16 protein-coding genes and 1 pseudogene are annotated in these 19,296 nt (G+C 67.9%); 9 read left to right on the plus strand and 8 right to left on the minus strand.

The features are described from left to right. Positions 1 to 228: 228 nt before the first annotated feature. Together hutC and N4G47_RS11590 are read right to left on the minus strand one after the other, a co-directional pair. The gene (hutC, locus tag N4G47_RS11585; protein WP_475287261.1) at positions 229 to 957 is read right to left on the minus strand and encodes a histidine utilization repressor; all 729 of its coding nucleotides are present in this window, start codon (positions 955 to 957) and stop codon (positions 229 to 231) included. Between the two features lie 28 nt (positions 958 to 985). Then, positions 986 to 2,356: a formimidoylglutamate deiminase gene (locus N4G47_RS11590; RefSeq protein WP_475287263.1), complete on the minus strand. Its 1,371-nt coding sequence runs from the start codon at positions 2,354 to 2,356 to the stop codon at positions 986 to 988. Between the two features lie 67 nt (positions 2,357 to 2,423). On the opposite strand from N4G47_RS11590, the gene hutI reads away from it, so the two are divergent. The 6 genes and pseudogenes from hutI to N4G47_RS11620 all read left to right on the plus strand — a co-directional run bounded on the left by hutI (position 2,424) and on the right by N4G47_RS11620 (position 11,621). After that, the gene (gene hutI, locus N4G47_RS11595) at positions 2,424 to 3,647 is read left to right on the plus strand and encodes an imidazolonepropionase (protein ID WP_475287265.1); all 1,224 of its coding nucleotides are present in this window, start codon (positions 2,424 to 2,426) and stop codon (positions 3,645 to 3,647) included. Beyond that, complete coding sequence (gene hutH / locus N4G47_RS11600) at positions 3,644 to 5,185, plus strand: histidine ammonia-lyase (protein WP_475287267.1); 1,542 nt, start codon at positions 3,644 to 3,646, stop codon at positions 5,183 to 5,185. Before hutI ends, hutH begins: the two co-directional genes overlap by 4 nt. Continuing rightward, entirely contained in the window at positions 5,182 to 6,036 is an 855-nt protein-coding gene (gene hutG, locus N4G47_RS11605; protein ID WP_475287269.1) for an N-formylglutamate deformylase, read from the plus strand. Before hutH ends, hutG begins: the two co-directional genes overlap by 4 nt. Beyond that, positions 6,033 to 7,700, plus strand: a complete 1,668-nt coding sequence (gene hutU, locus N4G47_RS11610) for a urocanate hydratase (RefSeq protein ID WP_475287271.1) — start codon at positions 6,033 to 6,035, stop codon at positions 7,698 to 7,700. Before hutG ends, hutU begins: the two co-directional genes overlap by 4 nt. Before the next feature lie 198 nt (positions 7,701 to 7,898). Continuing rightward, positions 7,899 to 9,328 (plus strand): annotated as a pseudogene (locus N4G47_RS11615) (serine hydrolase). Between the two features lie 184 nt (positions 9,329 to 9,512). Further along, entirely contained in the window at positions 9,513 to 11,621 is a 2,109-nt protein-coding gene (locus N4G47_RS11620) for a TonB-dependent receptor family protein (RefSeq protein ID WP_475287273.1), read from the plus strand. A 17-nt stretch (positions 11,622 to 11,638) separates the two neighbouring features. Here the strand turns inward: N4G47_RS11620 and N4G47_RS11625 are convergent, their stop codons facing one another. After that, positions 11,639 to 12,418, minus strand: coding sequence for a hypothetical protein (locus tag N4G47_RS11625; RefSeq protein ID WP_475287275.1), 780 nt, complete (start codon positions 12,416 to 12,418; stop codon positions 11,639 to 11,641). Positions 12,419 to 12,631: 213 nt separating this feature from the next. Then, on the minus strand, positions 12,632 to 13,207 hold the full coding sequence (locus tag N4G47_RS11630; protein ID WP_475287277.1) for a TetR/AcrR family transcriptional regulator: 576 nt from the start codon (positions 13,205 to 13,207) through the stop codon (positions 12,632 to 12,634). A 70-nt stretch (positions 13,208 to 13,277) separates the two neighbouring features. Between N4G47_RS11630 and N4G47_RS11635 the strand changes: the two genes are divergently transcribed. Next, positions 13,278 to 13,823 (plus strand): thioesterase family protein, encoded by a 546-nt coding sequence (locus N4G47_RS11635; RefSeq protein WP_475287279.1) that lies wholly within the window; start codon positions 13,278 to 13,280, stop codon positions 13,821 to 13,823. A gap of 6 nt (positions 13,824 to 13,829) precedes the next feature. On the opposite strand, the gene N4G47_RS11640 is transcribed toward N4G47_RS11635, so the two are convergent. After that, entirely contained in the window at positions 13,830 to 14,960 is a 1,131-nt protein-coding gene (locus N4G47_RS11640) for an agmatine deiminase family protein (RefSeq protein WP_475287281.1), read from the minus strand. Positions 14,961 to 15,062: 102 nt separating this feature from the next. On the opposite strand from N4G47_RS11640, the gene N4G47_RS11645 reads away from it, so the two are divergent. Then, positions 15,063 to 15,944 carry a LysR family transcriptional regulator gene (locus N4G47_RS11645; RefSeq protein WP_475287283.1) on the plus strand — a complete coding sequence of 294 codons (882 nt, stop codon included), beginning with the start codon at positions 15,063 to 15,065 and terminating at the stop codon, positions 15,942 to 15,944. Here the strand turns inward: N4G47_RS11645 and N4G47_RS11650 are convergent. Then, positions 15,919 to 16,701 (minus strand): SGNH/GDSL hydrolase family protein, encoded by a 783-nt coding sequence (locus N4G47_RS11650; RefSeq protein WP_475287285.1) that lies wholly within the window; start codon positions 16,699 to 16,701, stop codon positions 15,919 to 15,921. The genes N4G47_RS11645 and N4G47_RS11650 overlap by 26 nt on opposite strands. Before the next feature lie 49 nt (positions 16,702 to 16,750). Continuing rightward, a complete protein-coding gene (locus N4G47_RS11655; protein ID WP_475287287.1) occupies positions 16,751 to 17,716 on the minus strand; it encodes a DUF2268 domain-containing putative Zn-dependent protease in 966 nt (321 codons plus the stop codon). A gap of 138 nt (positions 17,717 to 17,854) precedes the next feature. Here N4G47_RS11655 and N4G47_RS11660 point away from each other — a divergent pair, with 138 nt between their 5' ends. Then, entirely contained in the window at positions 17,855 to 18,838 is a 984-nt protein-coding gene (locus N4G47_RS11660) for a hypothetical protein (protein ID WP_475287289.1), read from the plus strand. 13 nt (positions 18,839 to 18,851) lie between these two features. Here N4G47_RS11660 and N4G47_RS11665 read toward each other — a convergent pair whose 3' ends face one another. Continuing rightward, entirely contained in the window at positions 18,852 to 19,169 is a 318-nt protein-coding gene (locus tag N4G47_RS11665; protein ID WP_249843588.1) for a hypothetical protein, read from the minus strand. Positions 19,170 to 19,296 lie beyond the last annotated feature (127 nt).

Below are 19,296 nucleotides of genomic sequence, written 5' to 3' on the forward strand. Positions count from 1 at the left end.
ACGCATGGCGTGGATGCCCCTGTAGCGTCGGGCCGCGCTCGACTCATCGCGCATCGCGCGGACAGCAGCCGAGCATGGGCTTGGCTCTACATGACGCCTCGCCAGGACTCGACGTGGCAGGCAGTTGTTGACCCGTTCGATGATGTCGTCCAGCAGCGCCGGATCAATGCAGGTGACGAGCGTGCGCCCGGCTCTACAGTAGATTTACGCCATGCGTGGATACGGCCCCTACCGTGCGCCGGGCGCGAAGCGTGCCACCAGGTCCCAGGCATCTCCCAGGAACACCTGCCGCACGCGGGTGATCGGCTGTTCGCCGCGCCAGGTCAGGCGCTCGATCACCAGGCAGGCGGTGCCGGGCTTCACATCCAGCAGCTTGGCGCTGGCGGTGTCCGCGCCCCAGGCGCTGATGCGGTGCTGCGCGCGCGTCCACGACACGTTCTGCAGCAGCCAGCTGCCCGGCGCGGTGGTGTTGAAATCAACCTCCAGCACCTCGGGCACGCCCACCGGGCTGATCAGGCGGTGCTCCAGCGCCAGCGGACGGCCATCGGCCAGATGCAGGCAACGCATCGCCAGCAGCATTTCGCTACCAGCCAACTCCACTTCGCCGGCATTGCCCACGTCAGCCAGACGCAACTCGCGCTGCAGCAGGCGGTAGCCGTACTGATGGCCGCGCGAGCCAACCTCCATCGCGATATCCGGAATTTCCAGCGCCACCTGCTCCAGATGCGGCGGCTGCCGTGCCACGAATGAACCCGCGCGACGACGGCGTTCGATCATGCCACTCTCAGCCAGCGCGGTCAGCACCTTGTTCACCGTCATCCGCGAGCAGCCGTACTGCTCCATCAGCTCGTGCTCGTACGGGATGCGGAACCCCGGCGCCCACTCTCCGCTGAGAATGCGGCTTTCCAGATCGCTGCGGATACGCTGGTTGAGCGTGGCGGACTTGCTGGCCTTCACGTGGTGGGGTCTCGGTGGCGGGAGGCGATCAGCCCAGCACGCCCTTCAGGGCGGCGGCGAAGGCGGTGGTGATCGCCTCGCGCTGCAGGTGGCGACCTTCGGCCACACACTGGCGGCCATGGCGCCAGACCGATCGCAGCGCGCCATTACGTGCGGCGAACACCCAGCTGTCAAGCCATGCGTCACCCTGTCGCGCCTGCAACGCGGGGTGTGCGGCATCCAGTTCGACCAGATCGGCACTGGCGCCCACCTGCAGGCCAGCAGCCACGCCCAGCGCCTGTGCGCCACCGTGCAATGCGCCCTCGAACAGGAAGCGGCCGCTGCTGCGGGTGGCATCCGGGGCCAGCACGTTGCGCCCGCGAAGGGTCAGGCGCTGGCCATATTCGAGCAGGCGCAGCTCTTCGGCCGCGTCGATCAGCACATTGGAATCGGAGCCGACGCCGAAGCGTCCGCCCTCACGCGCAAACGCCTGCATCGGGAACAGGCCGTCGCCCAGGTTGGCTTCGGTGATCGGGCACAGCCCGGCCACGGCCTGGCTGGCCACGATGGCCGCGCGCTCGTCATCGGTGATGTGGGTGGCATGCACCAGGCACCAGCGCGCATCCACCGGCGCATGGTCGTACAGCCACTGCACCGGGCGCTGGCCGCTCCAGGCCAGGCAGGCCTCGACTTCGCGCACCTGCTCGGCGATATGGATATGCACCGGGCCATCGGTGAGCGGCAGCAGCGCGCCCAGTTCCTCGCCGGTGACCGCGCGCAGGCTGTGCGGGGCGATGCCGAGCACGGCGTCAGGCAACGCGGCCAACGCTGGCTTGGCCGCGTCCAGCAGCTGCGCGAAGCCATCCACATCATGGATCAGGCGGCGCTGCGCCGGATTCGGCGGTGCGCCACCGAAATCGGCGTGGGCGTAGAACACCGGCAGCAGAGTCAGGCCGATGCCGGTCTGCCCGGCGGCAGCGGCGATGCGCGCGCTCATCTCGGCACGGTCGGCATACGCCTGGCCGTCGGCATCGTGGTGCAGGTAGTGGAATTCGCCGACGCGGGTGAAGCCGCTTTCCAGCATTTCCATGTAGGCCTGGGCGGCGATGGCCTGCACCGCGTCCGGGCGCAGACGGGCCAGGAAGCGGTACATCAGCTCGCGCCAGCTCCAGAAGCTGTCACCGTCGCCGCCGCCGATCTCGGTCAGGCCGGCCATGCCGCGCTGGAAGGCGTGGCTGTGCAGGTTGGGCAGGCCCGGCACCAGCAAGCCAACGCGGGTATCACCGTCCCGCGCGCCCTGCCCGGTGCTGATCGCCGAGATGCGGCCGTCCTGCACCTGCAGGCGGACATCGCGGGCCCAGCCTTCGGCCAGCAGGGCGTGGGCGGCATGGAAACAGTGCAGGGAACGCGAATCGGACATGGCTGGACAACCCGAAATGGACGCCTATATTGTATAGACATATAAGCACAGCCGCGTTGTGGATGCCATGCACGTCGATACCCTCTGGTCCAACGTCCACCTGATCACCCTCGATGGCGAGGGCCTGGGTGTCATCCGCGATGGCGTACTGGCCTGCAGCGAGGGCCGCATCGTCCACGTCGGCGCCGCCGGCAGCGATGCGCACCTGCAGCCGACCACCCGCATCGACGGTGAAGGGCGCTGGATCTCGCCGGGCCTGATCGACTGCCACACCCACCTGGTCTACGCCGGCAACCGCGCCAACGAGTTCGAGCAACGCCTGCAGGGCGTCAGCTATGCCGAGATCGCCCGCGCCGGCGGTGGCATCGTCTCCACCGTGCGTGCCACCGGCGCCGCCACACCCGAGCAGCTGGCCGGCGAAAGCCGCCCGCGCCTGCTGGCGATGCGCGCCGAAGGCGTGACCACGATCGAGATCAAGTCCGGCTACGGCCTGACCCTGGCCGACGAACGCAAGCAGTTGCAGGTCGCACGCGCATTGGGCGAGGAATGCCGGGTCAACGTGGTGACCACCTTCCTCGGCGCGCACGCGATTCCGCCAGGCCGCGAGGCGCAGGAGTACACCGACGAGGTGTGTGAGGTGATGATTCCGGCCATTGCCGCCGAAGGCCTGGCCGAAGCGGTGGACGTGTTCTGCGAGAACATCGCCTTTTCGCCCGCGCAGGCGCGGCAGGTGTTCGAGGCCGCACGCGCGAACGGACTGGCGGTGAAGATCCATGCCGAACAGCTGAGCAACCAGCACGGCGCCGAACTGGCCGCGGGTTTCGGCGCGCTGTCGGCCGACCATATCGAACATCTGGATGACACCGGCATCGCCGCGATGGCTGCCGCCGGCACCGTCGCCGTGCTGCTGCCGGGCGCATTCTATTTCACCCGCGATACCACCCTGCCGCCGATTGCCGCGCTGCGTGCGGCCGGCGTGCCGTTGGCACTGGCCACCGACAGCAACCCGGGCACCTCGCCGCTGACCAGCCCGCTGCTGGCGATGAACATGGGCGCCACTCTGTTCCGCCTGACCGTGGACGAGTGCATCGCCGGCTTCACCCGTGAAGCGGCGCGCGCGCTGGGCCATGGCGAGCGCATCGGCCGCCTCGCTGTCGGCATGGACTGCGACCTGGCGATCTGGGACATCGACGCCCCCGCCGATCTGGTCTATCGCATTGGATTCAACCCGCTGCACGCGCGCGTGGTGCGCGGGCAGCCCGACCTGCCTGCCTCCTGGAGCAACACATGAGCAACACCCTGGTTCTTCGTCCCGGCCATGTCACTCTCGCCCAATGGCGGCAGGTCTATCGCGGCGCGCCGCTGGCACTGGACCCGGCCGCACTGCCGGTGGTGCGCGCCAGCGCCGCCGCCGTCGCTGCCATCGTCGCCAAGGGCGCACCGGTGTATGGCATCAACACCGGCTTCGGCAAGCTGGCCAGCGTGCGCATCGAGCGCGAGGACCTGGCCACCCTGCAGCGCAATATCGTGCTCTCGCATGCAGCCGGCGTGGGCGAGCCGATGCCGGCCAGCGTGGTGCGCTTGATGATGGCGCTGAAGCTGGTCAGCCTGGCGCAGGGTGCTTCGGGCATCCGCGAGGAAACCCTGCTGCTGCTCGAAGCGATGCTGGTCAAGGGCGTGCTGCCGGTGGTGCCGGCGCAGGGTTCGGTGGGTGCCTCGGGCGACCTCGCGCCGCTCTCGCATCTGGCCAGCGTGATGCTGGGCGTCGGCGAAGCCTTCATCGGTGACGAACGCCTGCCGGCAACCGACGCACTGGCGCGTGCCGGCCTGCAGCCGATCGAGCTGGGCGCGAAGGAAGGCCTGGCGCTGCTCAACGGCACCCAGTTCTCCACCGCCTATGCGCTGGCCGGCCTGTTCGAGATCGAGACCGTGTTCCAGGCTGCGCTGGTGACCGGGGCACTATCGGTGGAAGCGGCCAAGGGCTCGGACACCCCGTTCGATCCGCGTATCCATGCCATCCGTGGCCAGCGCGGGCAGATCGCCACCGCCGCGACCCTGCGTACCCTGATGCAGGGCTCGGACATCCGCGAATCGCACCGCAACAACGACGTGCGCGTGCAGGACCCGTACTGCCTGCGCTGCCAGCCTCAGGTGATGGGCGCGGCGCTGGACATCCTGCGCCAGGCCGCAACCACGCTGGAAATCGAAGCCAACGGCGTGTCCGACAATCCGCTGGTGTTCACCGATACCGGCGAAGCGCTGTCCGGCGGCAACTTCCACGCCGAACCGGTGGCCTTCGCCGCCGACATGCTGGCGATGGCGGTGTGCGAGATCGGTTCGATCAGCGAGCGCCGCCTGGCGATGCTGGTGGACCCGGCGCTGTCCGGCCTGCCGGCCTTCCTGACCCCGCGCCCGGGCCTGAATTCCGGTTTCATGATTCCGCAGGTGACCGCCGCGGCACTGGTCTCGGAGAACAAGCAGCGCGCCTACCCGGCCAGCGTCGATTCGATCCCGACTTCAGCCAACCAGGAAGACCACGTGTCGATGGCCGCACACGGCGCGCGCCGTTTGATGCAGATGGCCGAGAACGCCGCCAACGTGATCGGCATCGAGCTGCTGGCCGCCGCGCAGGGCTGCGACTTCCATGCGCCGCTGCGCTCCAGTGCCGCGCTGGAATCCGTGCGCGCCGCCCTGCGTGCGCAGGTGCCAACGCTGGAAGAAGACCGCTACTTCCATCCGGACATGGTGACCGCCACGAATCTGGTGCGCAGCGGCGCGCTGGCACACGGTCTTGCCGAACTGCTGCCGACCGTGGAACCGCAGGCATGAATGCCCTTCCCGAATGGCTGACGGTGCACGAGGGCGATGCCCCGTTGATCGTCAGCTTCCCGCATACCGGCAGCGAGCTGCCGCACGACCTGATCGGCCACTACCATTCGCCGTGGCTGGCGCGCCGCGATGCCGACTGGTGGGTGCACGAGCTGTACGATTTCGTGCGCGGTATGGGCGCGACCACGGTGCGTTCGGCGATCTCGCGTTCGGTGATCGACCTCAACCGCGATCCCAGCGGGGTCTCGCTGTATCCGGGCCAGAACACCACCGGCCTGTGCCCGCTGACCACCTTCGACAACCAGCCGCTATACCACGCCGGGCGCGAACCGGATGACGCCGAGATCGCGCGGCGCCGCGACACGTATTTCCTGCCCTACCACGACGCACTGGCCGCACAGATCACCCGCCTGCGTGCACGCCACGGCACCGTGGTGGTGTACGACGCGCATTCGATCCGCTCGCATATTCCGCATCTTTTCGATGGCGAGCTGCCGCAGTTCAACCTGGGTACCGCCGGCCCGTCCGGAGCACCAGACACCTCCTGCGACAACGCATTGAGCGATGTGGTGGAGAACCTGCTCAGGATCAGTGGCATGAGCCAGGTGCGCAACGGCCGCTTCAAGGGCGGCTGGATCACCCGCCACTACAGCAACATCGCCGGCGGCGTACATACGCTGCAGATGGAGCTGGCCTGCCGCGGCTACATGCACGAGCCGCTGCCCGACCAGGTGGACGAACACAGCTGGCCCACCCCGCTCGACCCTGACCACGCCGCACCGCTGCGCCATACCCTGGCGCAGGTGCTCAACGCCTGCCTTGAATTCGCTACGAACCGGAGCGCCGCATGACCCGCAACGACCCGTCCCGCACCATCGCCGCGCCGACCGGCACCACGCTCAACGCCAAGAGCTGGCTGACCGAAGCGCCGCTGCGCATGCTGATGAACAACCTGCACCCGGACGTGGCCGAGCGGCCGCAGGAACTGGTGGTGTACGGCGGCATCGGCCGCGCCGCGCGCGACTGGGAGAGCTTCGATGCGATCGTCGAAACGCTCAAGCGCCTGGACGATGACCAGACATTGCTGGTGCAGTCGGGCAAACCGGTGGGCGTGTTCCGCACCCATGCCGATGCGCCACGCGTGCTGATCGCCAACTCCAACCTGGTGCCGCGCTGGGCCAACTGGGACCACTTCAACGAACTGGATAAGAAGGGCCTGGCCATGTACGGCCAGATGACCGCCGGCAGTTGGATCTACATCGGCGCACAGGGCATCGTGCAGGGCACCTACGAGACCTTCGTGGAAATGGGCCGCCAGCACTTCGGCGGCGACCTGACCGGCAAGTGGCTGTTTACCGGCGGTCTGGGCGGCATGGGTGGCGCACAGCCGCTGGCCGCAGTGATGGCCGGTGCCTCATGCCTCGCTGTCGAATGCCGCAAGAGCAGCATCGACATGCGCCTGCGCACTGGCTACCTGGACACCTGGACCGACAACCTGGACGAAGCGCTGCGCCTGATCGACGAGTCGTGCAAGGCCGGCACGCCGAAGTCGGTGGGCCTGCTGGGCAACGTGGCCGACGTGCTGGCCGAACTGCTGAAGCGCGGCGTGAAGCCGGACCTGCTGACCGATCAGACCTCCGCCCACGATCCGGTGAACGGCTACCTGCCGCAGGGCTGGACCGTCGAGCAATGGGACGACAAGCGTGCATCTGCGCCGAAGGAAGTGGAGAAGGCCGCGCGAGCCTCGATGGCCAACCACATCCGCGCCATGCTCGGCTTCCACGCGCTGGGCGTGCCGACCGTGGACTACGGCAACAACCTGCGGCAGATGGCGCTGGAAGAAGGCGTGGAGAACGCGTTCGACTTCCCTGGTTTCGTGCCGGCCTACATCCGCCCGCTGTTCTGCCGCGGCATCGGCCCGTTCCGCTGGGCGGCGCTGAGCGGCGATCCGGAAGACATCGCCAAGACCGATGCCAAGGTCAAGGAACTGATTCCGGACAATCCGCACCTGCACCGCTGGCTGGACATGGCCGCCGAGAAGATCAAGTTCCAGGGCCTGCCGGCACGCATCTGCTGGGTCGGCCTGGGCGACCGTGATCGACTCGGCCTGGCTTTCAACGAGATGGTCGCCAACGGTGAACTGAAGGCGCCGGTGGTGATCGGCCGCGACCACCTGGACAGCGGCAGCGTGGCGTCGCCGAACCGCGAAACCGAGGCGATGGCCGATGGTTCCGATGCAGTGTCCGACTGGCCGCTGTTGAACGCCCTGCTCAACACCGCCAGCGGCGCGACCTGGGTGTCGCTGCACCACGGCGGCGGCGTCGGCATGGGCTTCTCGCAGCATGCCGGCATGGTGATCGTGTGCGATGGCACCGAAGCGGCGGCGAAGCGGATTGGTCGCGTGCTGTGGAACGACCCGGCCACCGGCGTGATGCGCCATGCCGATGCCGGCTATGAGATCGCGATTGAGTGCGCGAAGGAGAAGGAGCTGGATCTGCCGGGAATTCTCGGCTGATACGGGGTTGCTGGCCAGCGGCCGGCACTACCGGAAACACCGGGTTCTGCCGGCCATTCTCGGCTGATCCACGGTTGCCGGTCAGCGAACGCGTGGTAGTGCCGGCCGCTGGCCGGCATCGCCCCCACCCACCGATGGCCCTTGACCGGGCCACGATGGAGTTTCCATAGTGCGGCCTCACCCTTGGGTTGATCCGTCATGAACCGACTGCTTCGCCATAGCGTTGCCCTGCTGTGCCTGCTTCCGGGCGTCGCATTCTCAGCCCCATCCGGCGTGGCCACCCGGTTCGACACACAACTGCAGACCAATCGCGAACGCTACGGCATCGCCGGGCAAGCGGTGCTGGTCGCCCACAACGGACAGGTGCTGTACCAACGCGCCAGCGGCGATCGTGATCCCGCTAGCCATGCACTTGCCACCGTCGATTCCATTTTCACAGCGCAGTCGATGGCCAAGCTGCTGACCAGCACGCTGGTGATGCAGCTGGTCGATCAGGGCAAAGTGGATCTGGATGCGCCAGCCAGTCGCTACGTACCGGACCTGCCGGCCCCGTGGCAGGCGATCCCGGTGCGTGACTTCCTCAACCATAGTTCGGGCATCGGCGAGTACTACGACCGGGTCGACAATCGCTGGGTGAGCAAGGGCTACAGTGGTGTCGCGCCGGATCTTGCGGCCGCGCTGAAGGTGGCCGCCGCCGCGCCGATGCAGTTCGCCACCGGTAGCCGCGTGCAGTACACCCAGGCCAACTACCTGGTGCTGACGGCGTTGCTGGAAGCGCACTACCGCAAACCCTACCCGGCCATCGCGCGCGAGCGCATCCTGCAGCCGCTGAAGATGACCAGCACCTCGTGGGGCGTGGCCAGCGTACCGGCCCAGCGCGCGGCGGTGCCGTACATCGGCAAGGACGGCGCATTGCAGCCCGCCAATGAAGACCCGTGGCCGAGCTACGGTTGGGGCCATGCCGACCTGCAGACCACCGTGGGCGACATGAACCGCTTCCTGCAGGCGCTGGCGACCGGCAAGCTGCTGCGCACGGCCACGCTGGAAACGCTCTGGCAGCCACAGACGCTGAGCGGCGGCGGCAGCAATTTCTTTTCCACCGGCTGGGACACCACCCGCAGCGATGGCTACACCCAGGTCGGCCACGATGGCGGCACCCGTGTGCGTGCGCGGCTGGCCTACAAGGGCACGCTGGACAGTGGCTACTGGGTATTCGTCTACCTGACCAATGGCAGTGCGCGCAATGTGTGGTCGAGCACATTGGTGGAAAGCACGATGGCGGTGGCCGCACCGGGGAATTCCCGCATGCGGTGCTGTCTGAGCGGTTGATCGCTTATGCGCTGGATGATGATGCAGGCGCTGTACCCGCCCTGCGCGCGTGGTTGCGCGACAGCAGCGGCATCGCGGCCAGCGAACTGGAGCGGGCGATCAACAGCGACGGCTACGCCATCCTCGCGAGCCTCGGCGCGCGCAGCGCGTTGAAGGTGTTCACACTCAACACCGAGCTGTATCCGCAATCGGCCAATGCGTGGGACAGTCTGGCCGAGTGCCATGCCGCGCTGGGTGAGAAGGAAGCCGCCGAGCGGCTGTATGCGAAGTCGAAGGCGCTGGCGAAGCCTTCGCCGTAAACCGATTGTAGAGTCGAGCTTGCTCGACTGCTCCCAGGTGCGATCGTAGAAACCCGCAGTGCGCGCGATAGTCGAGCAAGCTCGACTCTACGAAGCGCGTGGGCGGCCATACGCTGCCGGTGGGTGACGTGGGGTGCCCGACCTGTTAACTTGCGCGCCACTTTTGTGGTTTACAGCATTTCGCATGTCGCTCCCGTCTCACCGCCCCACCCCGTCGCTGCTGTTCCTGGCCGTTTCCTTCAGCCTGGCCGTCACTGCCCAGGCCGCCCCACAGGCCACCACCCTCGATGCCGTGCAGGTCACCGCCGCCGATGCCAGTGCGCAGGCACGCGCGGAGATGAAGCGCGTGCCTGGCGCCAGCAATGTCATCGACGTGGCCAAGGCCGATAGCCGCCTGTCCAGCAGCGCCGATGTGCTGGCCTACCAGCCGGGCATCAGCGCGCAGTCGCCAGGCAACGAGGGCACCAAAGTCTCGATCCGCGGCTCAGGCATCAATCGCGGCCCGGGTGCGCATGCGTCGGGCATCGCGGTGTCGATCGACGGCCTGCCGCTGACCGGTCCGGGTGGCACGCCCTACGAACTGCTGGAACCGCTGTGGCTGTCGCGCGTGGAAGTGCTGCGAGGGGCCAATGGGTTCGAACGCGGCGCGCTCGCGCTCGGCGGCGCCATCGACTACGTCAGCCGCAGCGGCCGTGATTCGGCGGGTGTGCAGCTGCACTACGAAGCCGGCAGCCGTGGCTACCAGAAGCGTGGCCTGAGCTGGGGCGGCGTCAGCGGTGATGTCGACTATTTCCTGGCCTACACCGACACCGAGTTCGACGGCTACCAGCGCCACGCGCGCGGCGACGGCAAGGGGGCAATGGCCAATGTGGGATGGCAGATCACGCCCGATCTGCAGACGCGCTTCTTCGTGCGCTACCGCGAAACCAATCACGAAACACCTGGGCGCCTGACCCGCGACCAGATCCGCAACGATCCGCGTGCGGCCAATCCGGCCAACCTGGCCATCGATGCGCGCCGCCCGCAGCCGGGCAGCACCTGGCTGGGCAATGTCACCACGCTGCAGATCGATGAGGATTCGTCGCTGCAGGCCGGGCTGGTCTATCACAAATATCCGATGGACCTGAACGAAAGCCTGTACCGCCAGCAGCTGGACTACGCCAACCTCAACGCCACGCTGGACTACCGCCATCACCACACGCTGTTCGGGCTGGACAGCGACACCACGATCGGCCTGCGCGTCACCCACGATCTGGATGCCGACGTGCGCGAGTCGCTGCGCTTTGCCAGCAACGGCTATGCCGCCGGCACGCGCACGCGTGAGTTCCGCCACCACGGCACCGACAGCACGCTGCACGTCAGCAACACCCTCGCCTTGAACGACCGCCTGCGCATGCAGACCGGGCTGGCGCTGATCAACACCCGTCGCGATGTGCAGGTGACCTGGCCGAGCAGCGGCGGCCGCCTGCGCGATCATGACTGGGACTACGCGCCGCGACTGGGCTTCACCTGGCAGCACAGCGCGCAGACGCAGTGGTTCGGCAACCTCAGCCGCTCGGTGGAAGCGCCGCATCCGTGGTCGATGATCTGGGGTTCGAACCAGTATTTCGGGCCGGGCAATGGCCCGTCCACGGGCCGCCAGCGCGCGCCGGTGCCGATGCAGAACCAGACCGCCACCACGCTGGAACTGGGTGCGCGTGGCGATGCGGCGCTCGGCCGGTGGGAGCTGACCGGCTACTACGCGCATGTGAACCACGAACTGCTGAGCGTGGAGCTGCAGCCGGTGCCGAACCTGTTCATCGCAGAAAACAACGCCAGCCCCACCGTGCACCGTGGCATCGAAGCCGGCTTGGACAGCACGCTGTGGCAGGCCGCGCCGGGACGCCTGTCGTTGCGCCAGGCGTACACCTTCAGCGACTTCCGTTACCGCCACGATGCGCGCTTCGGCAGCAACCGCCTGCCGGGCCTGCCGCGCCACAGCTACCAGGCCGAGCTGCGCTTCGATCACGCGTCCGGTCTGTACGCCGCGCTGAACACCGAATACGCCTCACGCATCGCGGTGGACTATGCCAACAGCTACTGGGCCGACAGCCATGTGATCTTCGGCAGCCGCATCGGCTACGACGCACCCAATGGCCGCTGGCAGGCGTGGGCGGAGATGCGCAACCTCGGCAACCGTCACTACGCCGCCACGGTCACGCCAGGCTATGACGATGCGGGCAAGGATGTGGCGCGCTCGACGCCGGGCGAAGGCCGTGGCGTCTATGCGGGCGTGCGTTGGCGCTTCGATTGAGCCGCGCCACGGCGCGGTCACAACCCGCGGAACACTTCCAGCAGGCTGGCCGCGCCCGGTACCCGCTGCTGGGCCAGCCAGCCCACGATCGCAAAGAACAGCAGCAGGCCCAGCAACGGCCAGATCGTGTGCGTCACGCATACCCGCCACCAGCCCTGCTCCTGCATGCCCTGCATGCGCCGGTACAGGCCACCGGCAATGGCCGCGTCCACCAGCAGTTCGGCCATCAGTACCGGTGCCGACCACACCATCCACACGCTGGCCAGCAGGACGGCGGCCACCAGCGCGACGATGCCGAGGACGGCCAGCAAGGGCAGCCCGGCTTCGTCTTCAACCAGTCCGGCCAGCGGCACCTCGCTCACCTCAACCTCGCTCTGCGCTGCCGACTCATTCCACGAGGCAGACGCACCGCCACCACCGGAACGGCCGCCGACATCACTCCACGGCGATTGCGCGGCGCTGCCGTGTGCCGATGGGGTGCCTCCGCCCACCTCCGACGACAGCGCATCGAGCACGTTGTCCCAGCGCCAACGGATCCAGATCCACATCAGCAGCAGGAACACACCGTAGGCCAGCAGTACCGCCAGTGGGTAGCGCAGCGGCATGGCCTCGACACCGGCCAGCCGCAGCAGATGCGAGACGAGGAACCCGGCAGCTGCGGTCAGCGCAACGATCAGGGCCATCTGCAGCCGCGGCCAGCCGCGTTGCTGCAGGTGCCGCCGCGCACGCACGACTTCGCTGCCACGGCTCCTGCGCAGCTTCAAGGCACTGGTGGAAAAATGGCGCGGGTTCTTCATGCCGCCACCCGTAGGCGGGAGGCAACGCGGTCAGCGACCTCGGAAACCTGATGCTGCATGCGGACGTCCTTGCCGGGCACGCGTAGGCGGTGATGGCCGGATTCTATCGCGATGCGGCGCCGCGTCGAGAGCGCGCACAGCTTCATTGATCAGGCAGCACCGGGCGTTACGCGCTCATCCACGCGTGGCGTGGATCTACCGGATACGGCCGGATCAGGGAGGCGCGGCAGCCTTCAGCAACTGTGCGGCCACCTGGTCGAACGGGGCGATGTCCTGCAGCGCGCGGCACATCGCTACCGCGCCTTCCACGCTGGCGATCACCAGGCTGGCCAGTCCCGACGCGGTCGCGAGGTCGTGCCCTTCGGCGACGAAGGCGGCGACCAGATGGCTCTGCCAACGCACGAACACCTCGGCGGCGGCCACGCGTGGCTGGCTCGGTGCGGCATCCATCGGCTCTTCCACGGCAGCCGCCAGCACCGGGCAACCGGCACGGAACTGCGTGCGCAGCAGGCGTTCGCGCCACATCGCCAGGAACTGCTGCAGGCCCTGTGCCGCGCCGCCCTTCAGCAACTCCACCAGCAGCGCCTCCACCTTGTCGCCGGCCATGTGCGTGGCGCGTGCCAGCAGTTCCTGCTTGCCGCCCGGGAAATGATGGTAGGTGGAGCCCAGGGGCGCGTCGGCCAGCTTGGTCACCTCGCGGATGCTGGTCGCGTTGAGGCCGACCCGCGCCAGCATCTGTGCCGCAGCATCAATCACCCGTTGCGGGGCGTCAGAGGGTCGCGGGCTCACGGCGGGGTTCCTTGCCAGGACAGTTGTCATAGACTAGCGTACCGACCGTTCTATAACAGTCGTCATAACCATGAATCTCTGGTTCCGCCTGCTCCACCTGCTGCTGTGCAGCCTGTTCCGGCCGAAGCTGGAAGCCCCGTTCGGGGTCTCGCGGCTGCAGTTCCGGGTGCTGCCCAACGACCTGGACAGCAACCTGCACATGACCAACGGCCGCTACTGGAACATCTTCGATCTGGGCCGGCTGGACCTGATCCTGCGCATGGGCCTGGGCCGGGTGGCGCTGCGTGAGAAGTGGGCACCGATCGTCGGCGCCGGCACCATCCAGTTCCGCCGCGAGCTGAAGCCGTTCCAGCGCTTCACCCTTGAAACCCGCCTGGTCGGCTGGGTCGGCTCGCGCGGCATCATGGAGCAGCGCGTGCTGATCGGCCGCGAACAGAAGATCGCCACCCGTGCGCTGCTGGTCACCGGCATCTACGACCGCCGCGCGCGCCAGTTCGTGGGCATGCCGGCGATGATGGAAGCCATCGGCGTGGTCGCGCCGCCGTCACCGCCGCTCAGCGCCGCCGCCGAAGCGCTGCTGGCAGCGGATGCGGCGCTGAAGCGGGATGACGCCTGAGCCGCATCAGACCCTGGGCATGTTCTTGGTCACGCAGTGGATGCCGCCACCGCCGCCGGCAATCGCGTCGATATCCACCTGCTCGATCACGCGGCCGGGGTACAGATCCTCCAGCAGCTCGCGGCAGTGGCCATCGGCGGCATCGTCACCAAACTGCGGCGCGACCACCGCGCCGTTGATCGGCAGATAGTTGATGTAGCCCATCGCCAGATCGTCGTTGTCACGGGTGTGCACGTTGTCGCGCCCGTCCAGCGGCGGCGGCAGCGTGTGCACCTGCAGGCGCCGCCCATCGGCGTCGGTCGCATCGCGCAGTATCTCAAGATGTTCGCGGGTCAGATCGTAGTCGTAGGACTCCGGATCATTATCGAGGTTGGCGATCACCACGCCCGGGCGCACAAAGCGCGCATAGAAATCCACGTGTGCGTCGGTGATGTCCTCGCCGGCGATGCCGGGCAACCAGATCACCTTGCGCAGGCCGAGGTGGTGCTTCAGCTCGGCCTCGATATCCGCGCGCGACCAGTCCGGATTGCGGTTGCGGTTCACCCAGCAGCTCTCGGTGAGAATGGCCGTGCCGTGGCCGTCGACTTCGATGCCACCGCCCTCGCCGACCAGATCACTCTCCAGCAGCGTTGCGCCGGTCACCTGCGCCAGCCACGGCGCCACCGCGCCATCGTTGCGCGCGCTCTGCTTGCCGCCCCAACCGTTGAAGTTGAAATCGACCAGGCCCAGTCCGCCCTGGCCGTCGGTGACGAAACAACCGCCGTAGTCGCGCACCCAGATGTCATCCAGCGGCACCTCCAGGAATTCGATGTTGTCGCGACCGCAGCGGTCCTGCGCCTGCTTCCGCTGCGCGGGGCGGCACAGCACGCTGACCGGCTGGTGGCGGGCGATGGTACGGGCCAGCCGCGCCACAGCGCTGTTCACCGCATCGGCCTGCGCGCCCCACACCCGCGGCTGCGCCGCGAAGGCCAGGAACACACGCTCCTGCGGGCCGTGTTCGTCGGGCATGCGCCAGGCACCCGCGCCTGGGGCCGCTGCCGCAACGCGGCCCGGCAGGCCGGCCAGGCCCAGTGCCGCCAGGCCGCCAAGCCCGGCCGCACCGGCCAGCTGGGTAAGGAAGTGACGACGGGTAGGCATGACGGGCTCCACGGGGTTGGGGGTCAGGCCATGCTGCGCTTGCCGACCCATAAGAACAAACGATAGATTCAGACATCAATTGAACAGTTCTGCTTATCTGAAATGCTCAAGCACTGGCCCCCGCTGAACGCCCTGCGCGGCTTCGAAGCCGCCGCGCGGCTGGGCAGCTTCCACGCCGCCGCCGAGGAGCTGCACCTGACCCAGTCGGCGATCAGCCAGCAGATCCGCGGGCTGGAGGCCTCGTTGCAGCAGCCACTGTTCTTCCGCCAGGGCCGCAGCGTCACCCTCACCGACGCCGGCATCGACCTGCTGGAAACCACCCAGTCCCTGCTGCGGCAGCTGGCCAGTGGCATCCGCCGGCTCGATCAGTACCGCAAGCCCAATCAACTGATCGTCAACACCAGCCCGGCCTTTGCCCGGCATTGGCTGGTGCCGCGCCTGGCAGAGTTCCATCGCCTGCATCCCGATGCCGACCTGTGGCTGCTGACCAGCGAAGAAGCGCCGGACATGACCACGCAGACCCTGGACATCGCCGTACGCGATGACCTCGATTCACAGGCGCACTGCCAGCACCGCGTGCTGCTGCAGGATCGCCTCTATCCGGCCTGCCACCCGGCGCTGCTGGCCACGCCAGTGCATGAGCGCCTCACCCTGCACGGCGAGCGCGAGATGGACTGGAGCCAATGGCAGGTGCAGGGCGGCGCCGACGTTGGCCAGCGCCGCGACGGCATGAACTTTTCCGAGCCCGGGCAGCTGCTGGACGCCGCCTGCCAGGGGCTGGGCATTGCCCTGGTGAGCGAGCTGCTGGCGGCACGGGCCTGCCAACAGGGGCAGCTGCACGCGCTGGACGACGCACGCGTGCGCGGCCCGCGCTGGAGCTGGCTGGTGCATGAGGACAGCGCCGCCGAACCGCTGGTGATCGGCTTCTGCGCGTGGTTGCAGGCCAGCCTGTCCGCTTCTATTTCTGCTTCAGTGCGCGGCTGACGGCCGCTTCTGCCAACGGCGCCATGCGCGCGTAGCCCTGCGCCGTCGGATGCACACCGTCCTCGGCCAGCTGCGGATCGAGGCCGCCGACTGCATTGGCCATCGGCGTGTAGTAGTCCAGATAGACCAGCTGCTTCGCCTCGGCGTAGCGCTTCAATGCATCGTTCAACGCACGCACTTTCGGCGCCGGCGTGATGCCCGGCATCCACGGGTACTCGCTGACCGGCAGCACCGAGGCCAGCACAACGCCGATGCCGTGCGCCCGCGCCAGATCCACCATCGCATGCAGGTTGTCTTCAATCATCGCCTGCGTGGACGGACCGGTGTTGCCGGCAAGGTCGTTGGTGCCGGCCAGGATCACCACCACCTGCGGCTTCAGCGCCAGCACGTCCTGTGGGAAACGCAGCAGCATCTGCGCCGTGGTCTGGCCACTGATACCGCGGTTGAGCCAGCCCTTGCCAGGAAAGAACGAGGCGCTGCCTTCCCTGCCCCAGCCTTCGGTGATGGAGTCGCCGTAGAACACCACGCGCGGGTGGCCGGGCACGGCGGCAGGCAGCGCGGCATTGGCGTCACGATAGCGCTGCAGCTGCGGCCAATCGGCCAGGCGCTGCTGCATGAAACGCACCTCGTCCGCGCGCAGCTGTTCTACCGGCTTCAGCAGTAACGGATTGACCACCGCAGGCTCGGCCGCCTTCAGCGGGGCGCTCAGCGCCATGGCAACGGTGATGGCAGCGGCAAGCAGCATGGATCCACGCATGCGGGTTCTCCAAGAAACCAGGCCCGCAGTCTAGCGCTGCCTGCCCGCTTCATCGCGAAGCCGAGCGCGCCGCCACACCGGTCACCTTGGCCGGCATCCACATACCCGGCGTCCAGCCGCTGGCGGCCAGGATCGTCTTCGGGTCATCCTGCTGGACCAGCGCACGCACCGCCTCGCGCTTGTCCTTGGCCTGCAGGTAGTACGCCTTGGCAATGCGGTAACCCACCCAGTAACCCAGGTCGTAGGGCTCCTGTGAACCGGGCGTGTAGTTGTACAGCCACGGCGACAGGTCGGTGCTGTCCAGGTCGAGTGCGAATGCGCTTTCGATATGCACTTCGCGGCCGCGCGTCCACGCGGCGTGGCGCCCATTGCCGACGTTGCCGGAGATCAGCTCGGTGATGAACTCGGCAATCCCTTCGCCCAGCGAAATGCGCAGCACCGTCGCGCGCGGGTCACCCGGTTCGAAATCGATCAGGCCGGTCTGCTGGATGTGCACGTACTCGTGCGCGATCACGTGCACGAAACGATCCTGCACGTTGGCATTCATGAAATCGGCCGCACACAGCGCTTCCAGGCCGATGATCACGCCACTTTTCGAGGTCAGTCCGACCGGCCGGCCGCGGCCCACGGCGATGGTCACCGGAGGGAATGCGGTCTGCGGGTAGATCGCCTGCAGGTTGGCGAACACCTGCACCAGGCGCTGCTTCACCGCCGGCAGCTCGGCCAGGCAGTTTCGTCCCTGCGCGTACAGCGCCGGCTGGTTGGCGATGGCCTCGGCGATGCGCTCTGCGGTGACCCGGCGCGCCTTGGCCAGCTCGGCCAGACCGCTTGACCCCTCGGCCAGGTAGCCGCGCAACTGGGCAACGCTGGGCTTGCCGCCCGCGTCATCGTAAATTGCATAGAAACGACCGACATCCTCGGTGAGGATCTGCGGCCCCGCCGGTGCAGCCGCCTGTGCCGCGCCTACCGCCCCGGCACAGGCCAGGGCCAGCAGGCCGCGCAGAATCATGTACATCGCTCCGTCCTTGGTGGTGTGCATGCAAGGCGCGCAATTTACCACTCTGCCCGAGCCGCCGCAGCAGGTGGATGCGGCGCCCCCTGGGCTATGCCAGACTCCCCTGGGCAGCCAGCCACGGATGACGGAGCACGCACCATGATGATCGTTCCCGCCTACTGGGCCGAAGCCCGCGTACAGGCCCGCTTCCGTGGCCGCGCGCTGGTCGTGCGCCGCTTCGGCTGGTCCGATGAGGGCCCCGCCGAAGCCCAGGCACATGCCGATGCCCGCGCCAACGAGGCACTCAACGCCATCGTTGCCGGGCAGCCGCTGCCGCGCCGCGAGGTGCGCAGCAATTACGGCGTGGAAGGCGTGCCGATCCGCGAACAGATCGTGCAGCGCGATGGCGACGTGGTGATCACCCGCAACAGCTACGGCGCGTTGTGCCTCAACAGTCCGGATGTGTTGTTCGCCGACATCGACCACGCGCCTGCGCCGGGCGGTTGCGTGATGCCGGCCCTCATCGCCGCCGCGGTGCTGCTGGCCGGCGCCATCACCGGCACCCTGCTCTGGCATTGGCTGGTGGGGCTGGTGCTGGGCGTGGTGGCACTGCTGCTGGTCAACGCGGCAGTGCTGGCACGCCGGCGGCAGCGCCTCGCCGCCGCCGGCGGTGCCGAAGGCATCGCGCTGCAGCGGGTAGCGGCCTTCAGCGAACGGCACCCGGACTGGCACCTGCGCGCCTACCGCACCCCGGCCGGCCTGCGTCTGCTGGCAATGCACGCGACATTCCCGCCCGAAGACGAGCAGCTGCAGGGGTTGTTCAAGGCCCTCGGCACCGATGCACTGTACGCACGCATGTGCCGGCTGCAGCACTGCTTCCGTGCGCGGCTGACCCCCAAGCCATGGCGGGTCGGCTTGAAGTACCGCATCCGGCCGCCGGTGGCGGCCTGGTCCGCCGAGCAGGCCAGCAACCCCGACCGCCTGGCGTGGATCGCCGAGTACGAGAAGAAGAGCGCCGGCTTCGCGGCCTGCGCCTATCTGCGCAGCTTCGGCGATACCACGCGGGTGCATGCCAAGGCCGAACATGTGCGCGAACTGCACGACCGGCTGTCGCACGCGCAGGACCGCCTGCCGCTGGCATGACGGCGGCGCAGGCTCAGTCGGCACCCTGCACGAACGGCTGCCCGGCCAGGGTCATGCCCACCCGCACCGCAATCTGCTGGCCGCTCTTTTCGAAGGTCGTCGCACACTGCGTGCCGCCCTTCTGGCATCGAACCTCCGGAAAGCCTTCCAGCGGTTCGGCAGCGCCCGCCACCGCGGCTGGCTGCCACCCGGCAGCATCCAGCAGGCGCTTGGCCTTGGCATAGGGCATGCCGGCGATGATGCCCAGCTGCGCCAGTTCGGCGGGCAGCGGCTGGGCGTGAGCAGGCGCCTGCGCCACCATCAGTAATGCAGCAAGAACCACAACCTTCATCGGTGCGCCCCACAACGTGCGTTGGAGCTACAGGGTAGCCCAGTGGCGGCCGCTGTCGGCGCATGGATCACCCCTTGTTACGCAATCCAGGCAGGCCGATACCTGGCGTTACCGTTCGGTCAATGCT

The sequence above is a fragment of the Stenotrophomonas sp. GSD10 genome (assembly GCF_056172695.1).